This is a genomic window from Sphingomonas sp. Ell38C01 (assembly GCF_055231975.1).
In genome coordinates this window covers 2,660,588-2,673,212 of sequence record NZ_JBUYVA010000001.1, presented here as the reverse complement: position 1 = coordinate 2,673,212, position 12,625 = coordinate 2,660,588, and the positions used below count along the sequence as shown (strand labels likewise).

General features: G+C 70.0%; 12 protein-coding genes. 8 read left to right on the top strand and 4 right to left on the bottom strand.

From position 1 onward, the window contains the following. Nucleotides 1–2: 2 nt before the first annotated feature. The 5 genes from ACV7NO_RS12580 (at nucleotide 3) to ACV7NO_RS12560 (ending at nucleotide 3,650) form a co-directional block, all read left to right on the top strand. On the top strand, nucleotides 3–938 hold the full coding sequence (locus ACV7NO_RS12580; RefSeq protein ID WP_463406328.1) for a hypothetical protein: 936 nt from the start codon (nucleotides 3–5) through the stop codon (nucleotides 936–938). Continuing rightward, the gene (locus ACV7NO_RS12575) at nucleotides 938–1,855 is read left to right on the top strand and encodes a transposase (protein ID WP_463406327.1); all 918 of its coding nucleotides are present in this window, start codon (nucleotides 938–940) and stop codon (nucleotides 1,853–1,855) included. Before ACV7NO_RS12580 ends, ACV7NO_RS12575 begins: the two co-directional genes overlap by 1 nt. Further along, nucleotides 1,770–2,507 (top strand): winged helix-turn-helix domain-containing protein, encoded by a 738-nt coding sequence (locus tag ACV7NO_RS12570; protein WP_463406326.1) that lies wholly within the window; start codon nucleotides 1,770–1,772, stop codon nucleotides 2,505–2,507. Before ACV7NO_RS12575 ends, ACV7NO_RS12570 begins: the two co-directional genes overlap by 86 nt. Then, nucleotides 2,504–3,298 carry a crotonase/enoyl-CoA hydratase family protein gene (locus tag ACV7NO_RS12565; RefSeq protein WP_463406325.1) on the top strand — a complete coding sequence of 265 codons (795 nt, stop codon included), beginning with the start codon at nucleotides 2,504–2,506 and terminating at the stop codon, nucleotides 3,296–3,298. The genes ACV7NO_RS12570 and ACV7NO_RS12565 overlap by 4 nt, the downstream gene beginning before the upstream one ends. A gap of 79 nt (nucleotides 3,299–3,377) precedes the next feature. Beyond that, entirely contained in the window at nucleotides 3,378–3,650 is a 273-nt protein-coding gene (locus tag ACV7NO_RS12560; RefSeq protein ID WP_463406324.1) for a CsbD family protein, read from the top strand. 46 nt (nucleotides 3,651–3,696) lie between these two features. Here the strand turns inward: ACV7NO_RS12560 and ACV7NO_RS12555 are convergent, their stop codons facing one another. From ACV7NO_RS12555 to ACV7NO_RS12545, 3 genes are all read right to left on the bottom strand, one after another. Continuing rightward, entirely contained in the window at nucleotides 3,697–4,146 is a 450-nt protein-coding gene (locus ACV7NO_RS12555; RefSeq protein ID WP_463406323.1) for an acyl-CoA thioesterase, read from the bottom strand. Nucleotides 4,147–4,268: 122 nt separating this feature from the next. Continuing rightward, nucleotides 4,269–5,051 (bottom strand): SDR family NAD(P)-dependent oxidoreductase, encoded by a 783-nt coding sequence (locus ACV7NO_RS12550; protein ID WP_463406322.1) that lies wholly within the window; start codon nucleotides 5,049–5,051, stop codon nucleotides 4,269–4,271. Between the two features lie 149 nt (nucleotides 5,052–5,200). After that, on the bottom strand, nucleotides 5,201–6,376 hold the full coding sequence (locus ACV7NO_RS12545) for an acetyl-CoA C-acetyltransferase (protein ID WP_463406321.1): 1,176 nt from the start codon (nucleotides 6,374–6,376) through the stop codon (nucleotides 5,201–5,203). 75 nt (nucleotides 6,377–6,451) lie between these two features. Between ACV7NO_RS12545 and ACV7NO_RS12540 the strand changes: the two genes are divergently transcribed. Both ACV7NO_RS12540 and ACV7NO_RS12535 read left to right on the top strand, forming a co-directional pair. Beyond that, nucleotides 6,452–7,117: a nitroreductase gene (locus ACV7NO_RS12540; RefSeq protein WP_463406320.1), complete on the top strand. Its 666-nt coding sequence runs from the start codon at nucleotides 6,452–6,454 to the stop codon at nucleotides 7,115–7,117. A gap of 114 nt (nucleotides 7,118–7,231) precedes the next feature. Continuing rightward, a complete protein-coding gene (locus ACV7NO_RS12535) occupies nucleotides 7,232–8,428 on the top strand; it encodes an MFS transporter (RefSeq protein WP_463406319.1) in 1,197 nt (398 codons plus the stop codon). A gap of 306 nt (nucleotides 8,429–8,734) precedes the next feature. Here ACV7NO_RS12535 and ACV7NO_RS12530 read toward each other — a convergent pair whose 3' ends face one another. After that, nucleotides 8,735–10,159: a DEAD/DEAH box helicase gene (locus ACV7NO_RS12530; RefSeq protein WP_463406318.1), complete on the bottom strand. Its 1,425-nt coding sequence runs from the start codon at nucleotides 10,157–10,159 to the stop codon at nucleotides 8,735–8,737. Nucleotides 10,160–10,422: 263 nt separating this feature from the next. On the opposite strand from ACV7NO_RS12530, the gene ACV7NO_RS12525 reads away from it, so the two are divergent. After that, complete coding sequence (locus tag ACV7NO_RS12525) at nucleotides 10,423–12,558, top strand: ATP-binding protein (RefSeq protein WP_463406317.1); 2,136 nt, start codon at nucleotides 10,423–10,425, stop codon at nucleotides 12,556–12,558. The last annotated feature ends 67 nt before the right edge of the window (nucleotides 12,559–12,625 follow it).

Genomic DNA, 12,625 nt, shown 5'->3' with positions numbered 1-12,625 from the left:
CGGTGACTCTCGATGGAGCGGCGATCCGTGCATCGCGGGTGCGATCGCAGGCGTTCGCGCGCGACTGGCTTTCGGGCGCGAATCATCGGGCTCTGGCGGCGCGGTTCGCCGCGTTGCCGCCGGGTGACGTCGTGGCGGCTACGGAGGCCGCCGCGGCGGTGCTGGCGGACGGACCGGCGATCGAAGCGCTGCTGACGCCGATGATCGACCGGCTTCGCGAGGACGCGTGGTTCGAGCCGCCGCTGCGCGCGAGCCGCGACGCGCTGAAGACCGGGGCGGTGCTGTTCGACGCGTCCGGGGTCTCGATCGCGCTGACCGTCGTGTCGGCGGAGACGCTCCGGGCGCAGGGCGAGGCGGTGTCGGCGATCGTGCCCGGGCGGATGTCGGTGGTGCGCTACGTCCGCAGCGGCGGGGCGCGGGTGCGGCGGTGGACGGTCGAGCCGGCGACCGCGGACTTTTCGGCGGCGACCGCGGGGCGGTGCGTCGCGCTCCCCGATCTAACGATCGCGGACGGCATGGTGGTGCGGATGGACGGGCGGACGCACGCGCATCTGCTCGCCGACGCGCGCGATGACGTGGTGACGGTGACCGCGACGCTGCGCGCGGGGCAGGGGCCGCTGATGCGCGAATACCGGATCACGGACGGGGCGTTGCTGCGCAGCGCGATGCTGGACGAGGACGCCGCGCGCACGACGATGCTGCTGACGCTGTTGCGGACCGGCGCGCGGGCGGACGCGGGCGCGTGCTTCGCCGCGGCGACGCGGGGGGACGCGTTCTTCCTGCGCTGGGCCGCGATGCGCGAATGGCTGGCGACCGACGTGCGCGCCGCACTGCCCCGTCTGGCCGAGATGGCGGCGGAGGATCCGCACAACGAGGTCCGCGTGGCGGCGGGTGCGACGCTGGTGCAGGTCGAAACCATGATGGCGGAAGCGGACTGATGCCGATCGACATCGATGGTGGCGCAGAGAACGCGATCGCGCTGGAGGAACTGATCGACGCGCTGGAGGCGAGCGACGCGGATCTCGGCGACCTCGATGCGTTCGCGGCGTTCGGGCCGGTGTTGGCGCGGCTGGCGCGGAACCGGACGTTCCTGGCGGACCTGGCGGTGCGCGAGCTGGAGCAGCGTTTCGCGGGGCAGGCGCTCAACGCCTATGGTGCGCAGGTGCTGATGCTGCGGCCACCCAACGGGCGCTATATGCTGCGCGCGAACTTCTGGCCCGCGCCGGACGATGCCGTGGTGAAGGCGTCGGGGACCGCGCCGTTCTTCTACGACCTGCCGCACGACCATAATTTCTCGTTCCTGACCGTCGGGTATCTGGGGCCGGGATACTGGAGCGATTATTACCGGTTCGATGGCGCGACCGGGTTGCCCGGCGAGGCGGCAGGGCTGGTGTTCGAGGAGCGGTCGCGGCTCGCGGAGGGGCGGGTGCTGCTGTACCGGGCGCACCGCGACGTCCATGTCCAGCTGCCGCCCGATGCGTTCTCGGTGTCGCTCAACATCCTGGCGTACGAACCCGCGCAGCAATGGCGGACGCAGTACCGGTTCGACACCGGCGCGAATCGGATCGTCGAGGCGCTGACTGTGACCCCGGCGGAGACGCTGGTCGCGCTCGCGGTCCATTTCGGAGGCGATGGCGGGGTGGCGCTGGCCCGCGAGATGGCGGCGCGGCATCCGGTGGCGCGGATGCGCGCGACCGCGATCGGGGCGCTCGCATCCGCGGCGCGCTCGGCCGACGAACGGGTGGCGGTGCTGGCGGCGGCGGTGGACGATGCCGACGCGCTGGTCGCGGGACACGCGCGCGCGGGGCTGGTGGCGATCGATCGATCCGCATCGGCGGGGCCGGGGCGCGGCTGAGCCCGGCCGTCCGTACGTCGCGACCGTGGTGCCCGTCGTCAGCCTTCTCGATCGTCCGGCGCTGGCAGGGTTTCTCGCCGGGCGAGGGATGCGGCTGGCGGAAGCGGGCGCGGCAGTGGTGCTGCGCGCACGGGCGCCGGTGACGATCGAGGCGGTGCGCGCGGAGTATCCGGGCGCGGCGATCCTGGCGCTGGGACGGGGCGACGCGCAGCAGGTCGCGCTGCTCGATGCGGGGGCGGACGATGTCGCGGACGACGCGGCCTGCGACGCGCTGGTCGCGGCGCGGATGGGGGCGCTGGTCCGGCGCGCGGGGTCGCGGGTACAGGTGGGGGACCTGTCGATCGATACCGTCGAGCGCGTCGCGGCACGGGCCGGGCGGCGGCTGACGCTGCGCGCGCGCGAATACGCACTGCTTCTGCACCTGGCGCGGCGCGCGGGGACGACGGTGCCGCGCGCCGCGCTGCTCGCGGATATATGGGGGCTGGGGTTCGACCCGGGGACCAATGTGGTGGAGGTCCATGTCTCGCGGTTGCGCGCCGAGCTCGATGGCGGAGGGCGTCGGCCGATGCTGCACACCCGTAAGGGACGGGGCTATACGCTCGTCCCCGCGGCAGGTAGCGTCGCGGGTATAACGAGAGAGGATCGAGCATGACCGCCGACAGCGCCCCCCGGGTCTCCATCACCGTCGCGGACGGCATCGCCGACGTGCGGCTGACCCGCGCCGACAAGATGAACGCGCTCGATCCCGCGATGTTCGCGGGCATCAACGACGCGATCGCGACGCTCGGCGGGCGGCGCGACGTGCGTGTCGTGGTGCTGTCGGGCGAGGGGCGGGCCTTTTGTGCGGGGCTCGACATGGCGTCGATGGCGGGGGGCGGATCGGGGACCGACCTGGCGACGCGCAGCCACGGCGCGGCGAACGCGGCGCAGAACCTTGCCTGGGGCTGGCGGCAGCTGCCGATGCCGGTGATCGCTGCGGTGCACGGCGTGGCGATGGGGGGCGGGTTCCAGCTGCTGTCGGGCGCGGACATCCGCATCGCGCGCGCGGACACGCGGATGTCGATCCGCGAGACCTTCTGGGGCCTGGTGCCCGACATGGCGGGGGTGGCGCTGTGGCGGACGCTGGCGCGCGACGACGTGCTGCGCGAGCTGACCTATACCGCGCGCGAATTCTCGGGCGAGGAGGCGCTGGGGTTCGGACTGATCACGCGGCTGGCGGAGGATCCGGTCGCCGAGGCGATGACGCTGGCGCGCGCGATCGCGGGGCGCAGCCCGGATGCGGTGCGCGCATCGAAGCGGCTGTTCAACATCGCCGCCGACGCCGACGGCGACACGATCCTGGCAGAGGAAAGCCGCGAACAGATCGCGCTGATGCGATCCCCCAACCAGATCGAGGCGGTGCGCGCGAACATGGAAAAGCGCGCGGCGACGTTCGTCGACTGATTTCGCGGATGCTGCACGGCACAAAAGCGACGCTGGATGGTTTCGCTGCCGTTCCCAGTTCTAGCAAAGGATCCGTATCATGACCGACAAGCTGACCGGCGAGGCCAATTCCGTGACCGGCTCCGTGAAGGAAACCCTGGGCGCGGCGACGGGCGACCGTTCGTTGCAGGCAGACGGCGTGTTCGATCAGGTGAAGGGCGCGGTGCAGAAGCAGCTGGCGCCAGGGGTCGACGGACAGCCCGAGATCGTCGGCAAGGCCAAGGCGTTCGCCAAGGATCGTCCGTGGACGGCGGCGGCGCTGATCGGCGTCGTCGGACTGGCGGTGCTCAACACGCTGCGCGGAAAGCGCTGAAGACTTGCGTCACCCTCGCCGGTGCGGGGGTGACGCATTTCGAGCGTCACTCGCCCCGGACGCGTAGCGCCTCTAGCCGTGCGCGAAAGTCCGGGGGCAGGCGATCGCCGCTCGACGCATTCATCACCAGAACGGTGTCCGAGGTCGCGATCGGACGGCCCGACTGCAGCATCACCTCCAGGATTTCCCAGCTGCGGTTGCCGATATGGCCGACGCCAGAGGCGATCTCTACCGGCTCGGGATAGCTGCCCTCGACCAGATAGTTGATCGTGTTGCTCGCGAGCACGCCCCGGAACCCGCCGTCGGTCCCGTCATATCCCTGCCCGCCGAACCGGCCCGCGCGGGCGTTGAAGCCGACGCGCGCCGTCTCGAACAGCGCAGCGAACGCCACGTTGTTGAGATGACCCAGCGGGTCCAGATCCTGGAAACGGGTCTGGACCGTTTCGGTGACGGGGTAACGGGCGGGATCGAGGCGCCAGGGAGCAGGGCGGGACATCGTCGCCTTTCGGGGTTCCGGACTTGACGCGGTCTTGTCCATCCGCGCCTTCCCTCGTTCCCGTCTTCGCGGGGATGACGGAAGGCGGGGATGACGGAGGAAGGGTGGGGACGACGCTGGAGTCAGCGCGGGGCCATGCGGATCGCGCCGTCGAGGCGGACGTCCTCGCCATTGAAATAGCCGCATTCGATCATCGTCATCGCGAGCTGGGCATATTCCTCCGGCTTGCCGAGGCGCTTGGGGAAGGGGACCGAGGCGGCGAGCGCGTCCTTCACCGGCTGCGGCGCGCCGTTCATCAGCGGCGTCTCGAAAATGCCGGGCAGGATCGTGTTGACGCGGATGCCCTCGCTCATCAAATCGCGCGCGATCGGCAGCGTCATGCCGACGACGCCGCCCTTCGACGCGGAATAGGCGGCCTGGCCCATCTGGCCGTCCTCCGCCGCGACGCTGGCGGTGTTGACGATCGCGCCGCGCTCGCCGTCCTCCTGCGGATCGAGCGTCAGCATGCCCGCGGCCGACTTGGCGATGCAGCGGAAGGTGCCGACGAGGTTGATTTGGATGATCCAGTTGAACGCGTCGAGCGGGAAGTGCTTGATCGAGCCATCGGTCTTGCTGCGGCTTGCGGTCTTGATCGCGTTGCCGGTGCCCGCGCAGTTGACGAGGATGCGCTCCTGACCGTGCGCGGCGCGCGCCTTTTCGAAGCCGGCGTCCACGCTCGCGTCGTCGGTGACGTTCACCTTGCAGAAAGTGCCGCCGATCTCGGCGGCGACGGCCTCGCCCTTCTCCTCCTGGAGATCGAAGATCGCGACCTTGACGCCCTTGGCGGCGAGCGCGCGCGCGGTGGCGGCGCCGAGGCCGGAGGCGCCGCCGGTGACGACGGCGGCGGTGGTGGTGTCGAGTTTCATGGATTCATCTCCTCCCAGATCCGTCATACCGAGAAGCGGCGGAGCGAAGCCGAAGACGCGTCTCGAAGCACGCGCGCGCGGCATGTCCTTCGAGAGGGGCCTTCGACTTCGCTCAGTCCCTCCTCAGGATGAGCGGGGGTTGTTAAGTCTCAGGCGTCGCAATTCTCGATGATGGTCACGTTGGCGATCCCGCCGCCCTCACACATCGTCTGCAGGCCGTAGCGGCCGCCGCGACGGCGCAGTTCGTGGACGAGGGTGGCCATCAGCTTGGTGCCCGATGCGCCGAGCGGGTGGCCGAGCGCGATCGCGCCGCCGTTGACGTTGAGCTTCTCCGGATCCGCGCCGGTATGCTTGAGCCAGGCGAGGGGGACGGGAGCGAACGCCTCGTTCACCTCGTACAGGTCGATCTCGTCGATCGTGAGGCCGGCCTTCTTCAGCGCCTTGTCGGTGGCGTAGAGCGGCTCCTCGAGCATCACGACGGGATCGCCCGCGGTGACGGTAAGCTGCTTGATCCGGGCGAGCGGCTTCAGGCCATACCGCTTGAGCGCCGCCTCGCTGACGATCAGGACCGCGCTGGCGCCGTCGCAGATCTGGCTGGAGGAGGCGGCGGTGATGACGCCGTTCTCGTCGAGCAGCTTCACGCCGCCGATCGACTCGAGCGTCGAATCGGCGCGGATGCCTTCGTCGCGGTCGTGCGCGACGGTGCCCTCCGGCGTCTCGACGTCGAGCACGACGATCTCGTCGGCGAAGGCGCCGCGTTCTGTCGCGGCGGCGGCCTTCTGGTGGCTCTTCAGCGCGAAGGCGTCGAGATCGGCACGGGAGAAGCCGAACTTCTTCGCGATCATCTCCGCGCCGGTGAACTGGCTGAACTGGATGTCGGGATAGCGTTCCTCGACCTGCGGCGACTTCGACTTGCCGAGCCCGGCCTTGGCGAAGAGCACGCCGGTGGAGCCCATCGGCACGCGCGTCATGCTCTCGACCCCGGCGGCGATCACGACGTCCTGCGTGCCCGACATGACCGCCTGCGCGGCGAACTGGATCGCCTGCTGCGAGGAGCCGCACTGGCGATCGATCGTGACCGCGGGGACGCTCTCGGGGAGTTTCGAGGCGAGGACGGCGTTGCGCCCGACCTGGAACGACTGCTCGCCGCCCTGGCTGACGCAGCCCATGATGACGTCCTCGACCGCTTCGGGCGGGATACCCGAGCGTTCGACGACTGCGTCGAGCACCTTGCCCGCCATGTCGGCGGGGTGCCAGCCGGCGAGCCTGCCGCCGCGCCGGCCGCCGGCCGTGCGCACCGCTTCGACGATATAGGCTTCGGGCATCTTTCCGCTCTCCATAACAACTGTTATCCCGCACTCTCTCGCGCAAATTGACGCGCACGGCAAGAGGGTGACGGCATGGATGTGAGCGAGGCAGTCGCGGCGCGGCGATCGGTGCGGGGGTTTCTCGACCGCGCGGTGGAGGTGGAGGTCCTGCGCGACCTTGCGGTGAAGAGCGCGCGCGCGGCGACCGGGGGCAACATCCAGCCCTGGCATGTCGATATCGTCCACGGCGCGGCGATGGACGAGCTGAAGGCGATCATGCGCGGCAAGCTGGAGCGCGGCGAAACCGAAGAGCCGGGCTACCAGATCTATCCGGCCGAGATGACCGCGCAGACGAAGGCGCGGATCTTCGGCGTGGGCGAGGAACTGTACGGACATCTGGGGATCCCGCGCGAGGACAAGGCGGCCCGCAAGCGCTGGTTCGCGCGCAACTTCCAGTTCTTCGGCGCGCCCGCGGCCTATTTCGTGACGGTCGACCGGCGGATGGGGCCGCCGCAATGGGGCGACCTGGGCATGTATCTCCAGACGCTGATGCTGCTGGCGGTGGAAGCCGGGCTGGCGACGTGCCCGCAGGAATGCTGGGCGGTATATCCGGATACGATCGAAGGATTCCTTGGGACGCCGGCGGAGCGGATGCTGTTCTGCGGCGTCGCGATCGGCGTCGAGGACGCTGACGATCCGGCGAACCGGACGCGCGCGGCGCGGGCGCCCGAGGCGGAGTGGCTGACGGTTCTGGGGTGAGGCTTTGTCTTCCCCGTCATCCCGGATCAGGTCCGGGATGACGGTTTGAGCGGGTTGACGCTGCACCGCAGCATGACCATCTTCCCCGCTTCCGTTCACTGCTGGATGATCCTCATGGCCGACGCCGATACCACCGGCGCGCCCGCGCGTGTCGGGCTCGTGCACCTCGCGCTCGCGGTGGGCGGGTTCGCGATCGGGACGACCGAGTTCGCGACGATGAGCCTGCTCCCCGACATGGCGCGCGACCTTGGCGTCGATGCGCCGACCGCGGGGCATGTCATCAGCGCCTATGCGCTGGGCGTCGTCGTCGGTGCGCCGTTGCTGGCGGTGCTGGGCGCGAAGCTGGCGCGGCGGACGCTGCTGATCGCGCTGATGGCGATGTTCGCGGTGGCGAACGCGCTGTCCGCACTGGCGCCGACCTATGGATGGATGCTGGCGTTCCGCTTCCTGAGCGGGTTGCCGCATGGCGCGTATTTCGGGATCGCGACGCTGGTCGCGGCCAGCCTCGTGCCGCATGACCGGCGGACGTCGGCGGTGGCGCGGGTGCTGCTGGGGCTGACGGTGGCGACGATCGTGGGCGTGCCCGTCGCGAACTGGCTGGGGCAGAGCGTGGGGTGGCGGTGGTCGTTCGCGATCGTCGCCGGGCTGGCGATGACGACGGTCGCGCTCGTCGCGTGGCTGGCGCCGCGCGACCGGGCGGATCGCGATGCGAGCCCGCTGCGCGAGCTGAGCGCGCTGGCGCGGCCGCAGGTGTGGCTGACGCTGGGCATCGGCGCGATCGGGTTCGGCGGGCTGTTCGCGGTCTATACCTATCTGGCGGATACGATGGTCGCGGTAACGGGCGTCGCGCCGAAGGCGGTGCCGATCGCGCTGGTGGCGTTCGGCATCGGGATGACTGCGGGCAACCTGATCGTGCCTCGCTTCGCGGACCGTGCGCTGATGCCGACCGCGGCGGGAGTCCTGATCTTTTCCGCGGTCGCGCTGCTATTGTGGCCGCTGGCCGCGCTGCATTTTCCGACCCTGCTGGTCGGCGTGCTGGCGGTCGGTCTGGGCGGGAGCCTGGGGACGGTGTTGCAGACGCGGCTGATGGATGTCGCGGGCGATGCGCAGGGGCTGGCGGCGGCGCTCAATCACTCCGCGTTCAACACCGCCAATGCGCTGGGGCCGTGGCTGGGCGGGCTGGCGATCGCTGGTGGGTACGGGTGGACGTCGACCGGATATGTCGGCGCGGCGCTGGCGATCGGGGGGCTGGTGGTGCTGGTGGTGTCGGTTCTGGTGGAGCGGGGCGGGCGACGGGCGGCGATCGCCTGATGCCGTAGATCGTCATTCCGGCGAAGGCTGGGATCTTTCCGTGCCGAGGGCGGGGCTCGACCGGCGAGAGATCCCAGCTTTCGTTGTGATGCGGCCGCGAATCGAAAGGCCCGCCATCCCGGATGGGATGGCGGGCCTTTTCGGTGCCGGGATCAGCGCGCCGGGATCAGCGCGCCGGGATCAGCGCGCCGGGATCAGCGCGCCGGGATCAGCGCGCCGGGATCAGCGCGCCGGGATCAGCGCGCCGGGATCAGCGCGCCGGGATCAGCGCGCCGGGATCAGCGCGCCGGGATCAGCGCGCCGGGATCAGCGCGCCGGGGCGGGGCCGCCGGGGCGACCGCCGCCGCCGCCGCGACCGCGGCCGCCGCGGTTGCCGCCGCCACCGCCCTGGCCACCGCCACCCTGACCACCGCCGCCGGGACGACGGCTGGCGCCCGCATAGTTGCGGCCGCCGGTGTTGGCGCCGCCGCCGGTCGCGGTGGGGGCGTGGGTGGCGCGGGGACGCGCGGGGCCGCGCTGCTGGCGGGGGCGATCCTCACGCGGGGCGGGATCGGCGCCGATCGCCTTGACGCGGGCGGCCTTCAATTCGTTGGCCTGGCGCATGAAATCGTCGGGCAGCGCGCGGACGGGCACCTTCTGGCGCGTCGTCTTCTCGATGTCCTTCAGGTACGGCTTCTCGTCGTCGGCGCAGAACGAGATCGCGATCCCGCTGGCGCCGGCGCGCGCGGTGCGGCCGATGCGGTGGACATACTGCTCGGGCACGTTGGGCAGCTCGAAGTTGAAGACGTGGCTGACCCCCGACACGTCGATCCCGCGCGCGGCGATGTCGGTCGCGACGAGGATGGGCACGTCACCGGACTTGAACGCGGCGAGCGCACGTTCGCGCTGCGGCTGGCTCTTGTTGCCGTGGATCGCGTTGGCGGCGATGCCGTTGCCCGCGAGCAGCTTCACGACGCGATCCGCGCCATGCTTGGTGCGCGTGAAGACGAGCGATCGATCGACGCCCTCGCCCTTGAGCAGCAGCGTCAGCAGCGCCTGCTTCTCGGATTGGTTGACGAAGACGACCTCCTGGTCGACGCGCTCAGCGGTGGTGGCGGCGGGCTTGACCGTGACGGTGGCGGGATCGTTCAGGAACTGGTTCGACAGCTCGCGGATCGACACGGGCATCGTCGCCGAGAAGAACAGCGTCTGGCGCTTGCGCGGGACCATCCGCACGATCTTCTTGAGCGCGTGGATGAAGCCGAGGTCCATCATCTGGTCCGCCTCGTCGAGGACGAGGATCTCGACCATCGAGAGATTGAGGAAGCCCTGCTCGACGCAGTCGATCAACCGGCCCGGGGTGGCGACGAGGATGTCGACGCCGTTCTTCACGTCGTTGCGGTTCTTGGCGATGCTGGTGCCGCCGAAGATCGTCGCGACGCTGAGTTTCGAGAACTGGCCGTAACCGCGCGCATTGTCCGCGATCTGGCTGACGAGCTCGCGCGTCGGGGCGAGGACGAGCATGCGGCAATGCGTCGGCAGGACGCGCTTCTGCGCCTCCGCCATGCGCTGGATCGAGGGGAGGACGAACGCGGCTGTCTTGCCGGTGCCGGTCTGCGCGATGCCGAGCAGGTCGCGGCCTTCGAGGACGGTCGGGATGCTGTCGCGCTGGATCGGCGTCGGCTCGGTATAGCCCTTGGCTTCGAGCGCGCGGACGAGCGGCTCGGACAGGCCGAGATGCGAAAAGGACATGGGAATACTTTCAATAGCGCCGGGCCCGCGACGCGACGATGGCGTGCGAGGGGCGGGGGGAGAATGACACCCCGCGTGATCTGGGAAGCCCGTTACATCGACCGAGGCGGAGCTTGAGCGCGCGGGGCTGGCCCGATCGCTCCATCACGCTGCATGACGCCTCGATGGCCGTGCAAATGTGCGCATGATGGGAGAAAGTCAAGATCAGGGGCGTTACGGCTTGATACTGCAAAGCAAACCCCCGATTAGCGCACCTCTTCGATATGCCCCACGAAAGCGAAGTGATGGACGAAACGACGGACGGCGGCGACGCCACGCCGCGGACCCCGGGAACTCCGCACCGCATCGGAAGCTGGGACTGGGATATTCCGGCCGACCGGGTGACCGCGGATGCGAATTTCGCGACGTTGTACGGCGTCGATCCCGATGTGGCGACCGGCGGGGCATCGATCGGGACGTTCTTTCACGGGATCGATCCGCGCGACCTTCCCCGCGTGCAGGACGAGATCGACGCCGCGATCCGCACGGGCGAGGATTTCGAGAGCGAGTACCGGATCGTCGGGAACGACGGCAGCGTCCGCTGGGTGATGGCACAGGGGCGCTGCACCTACGCCGCCGACGGCGCGCCGTCGCGCTTTCCCGGCGTCAGCTTCGATATCGATGCGCGCAAGCGGGCGGCGCTGCGGCTGCAGGCGATCATCGCGCTGAACGACCGGTTCCGGGAAGAGGGCGATCCGGGCGACCTGGCGCTGGCGGCGGCGGAGATCCTGGGGGCGACGCTGGACGTCAGCCGTGCGGGCTATGGCATCGTCGATCCGGTTGCGGAGACGATCGTGACCGAGCGCGCCTATTGCGCCGACGGGATCGTGCCGCTGCCGGGCATCCTGCATTTTCGGGACTATGGCAGCTATATCGAGGACCTGAAGCACGGTGTGACCGTGGCGATTCCCGACGTGTACGAAGACGATCGGACGCGCGACACCGCGGACGCGCTGCGCGGGCTGTCGGCCGTGTCGTTCATCAACATGCCCGTCACCGAACAGGGCGGGTTCGTCGCGCTGCTGTACCTCAATCATGCGGCGCCGCGCCGCTGGTCCGACGAGGAGATCGCGTTCGTCCGCGATGTGGCGGAACGGACGCGCGACGCGACCGAGCGGCGGCGCGTGGAGCAGGAACTGGCCACGCTCAACGCCTCGCTCGAGCAGCAGGTGGAGGCGCGCACGCGCGAGCTGATGGTCGCCGAGGAGCATCTGCGGCAGGCGCAGAAGATGGAGGCGGTGGGGCAGCTGACAGGCGGGCTGGCGCACGACTTCAACAACCTGCTGACCGGAATCTCGGGCGCGATCGAGATGATGCAGGTGCGGATCGCGCAGGGGCGGACGGGGGACCTCGACCGCTATATCGGCGCGGCGCAGGGCGCGACGCGGCGCGCGGCGGCGCTGACGCACCGTCTGCTCGCCTTCTCGCGGCGGCAGACGCTCGATCCCAAGCCGACCGACGTCAACCGGCTGATCGCGGGGATCGAGGATCTGGTGCGGCGTACCGTGGGGCCGTCGATCCATGTCGAGGTGGTGGGCGCTGCGGGGCTGTGGGCGGCGATGGTCGATCCCAACCAGCTGGAGAACGCGCTGCTGAACCTTTGCATCAACGCGCGCGACGCGATGCCCGACGGCGGGCGGATCACGATCGAGACCGCGAACAAGTGGCTCGACGAGCGTGCCGGGGCGCATCGCGACCTGGACGCGGGGCAATATCTGTCGCTGTGCGTGACCGACACGGGCACGGGCATGACGCCCGAGGTGCAGGCGCGCGCGTTCGACCCGTTCTACACGACCAAGCCGCTGGGCGAGGGGACTGGCCTCGGGCTGTCGATGATCTACGGCTTCGCGCGGCAGTCTGGCGGGCAGGTGCGGATCTATACCGAGATCGACGTGGGCACGACGGTGTGCGTCTATCTGCCGCGACATTATGGCGAAAGCGGCGAGGTGGAAGCCCCCGAGAGCCCGCTCGACGAGGCGCCCCGTGCGGAGGGTGCGCATACCGTCCTGGTGGTCGACGACGAGCCGACGATCCGCATGCTGGTGATCGAGGTGCTGGAAGGGCTGGGCTATACCGCGCTGGAAGCGGGGGACGGCGCGGCGGCGATGCGCGTGCTGCAGACCGGCGCGCGGATCGACCTGCTCGTCACCGATGTGGGGCTGCCCGGGCAGATGAACGGGCGGCAGGTGGCGGATGCGGCGCTGGTGCGGATTCCCGAGCTGAAGGTGCTGTTCATCACCGGCTATGCCGAAAATGCGGTGATCGGCAACGGCCAGCTGGCGCCCAACATGGCGCTGCTGACGAAGCCGTTCGCGATGGACGCGCTGGCGGGCAAGGTCGCGGGGATGCTGGGAGGCTGAGCGGTGGGAACGAGGGCCGGGGCCCGCTTCCTGCGATCGCTCGGAAGGAATCGGGACCCTGGATCAA

Bases quoted from the DNA above. Each gene is read 5' to 3' on its own strand.
- ACV7NO_RS12575 (WP_463406327.1), top strand. From the start codon at position 938: ATGCCGATCGACATCGATGGTGGCGCAGAGAACGCGATCGCGCTGGAG.
- ACV7NO_RS12570 (WP_463406326.1), top strand. From the start codon at position 1,770: ATGCCGACGCGCTGGTCGCGGGACACGCGCGCGCGGGGCTGGTGGCGA.
- ACV7NO_RS12565 (WP_463406325.1), top strand. From the start codon at position 2,504: ATGACCGCCGACAGCGCCCCCCGGGTCTCCATCACCGTCGCGGACGGC.
- ACV7NO_RS12560 (WP_463406324.1), top strand. From the start codon at position 3,378: ATGACCGACAAGCTGACCGGCGAGGCCAATTCCGTGACCGGCTCCGTG.
- ACV7NO_RS12555 (WP_463406323.1), bottom strand. From the start codon at position 4,146: ATGTCCCGCCCTGCTCCCTGGCGCCTCGATCCCGCCCGTTACCCCGTC.
- ACV7NO_RS12550 (WP_463406322.1), bottom strand. From the start codon at position 5,051: ATGAAACTCGACACCACCACCGCCGCCGTCGTCACCGGCGGCGCCTCC.
- ACV7NO_RS12545 (WP_463406321.1), bottom strand. From the start codon at position 6,376: ATGCCCGAAGCCTATATCGTCGAAGCGGTGCGCACGGCCGGCGGCCGG.
- ACV7NO_RS12540 (WP_463406320.1), top strand. From the start codon at position 6,452: ATGGATGTGAGCGAGGCAGTCGCGGCGCGGCGATCGGTGCGGGGGTTT.
- ACV7NO_RS12535 (WP_463406319.1), top strand. From the start codon at position 7,232: ATGGCCGACGCCGATACCACCGGCGCGCCCGCGCGTGTCGGGCTCGTG.
- ACV7NO_RS12530 (WP_463406318.1), bottom strand. From the start codon at position 10,159: ATGTCCTTTTCGCATCTCGGCCTGTCCGAGCCGCTCGTCCGCGCGCTC.
- ACV7NO_RS12525 (WP_463406317.1), top strand. From the start codon at position 10,423: ATGCCCCACGAAAGCGAAGTGATGGACGAAACGACGGACGGCGGCGAC.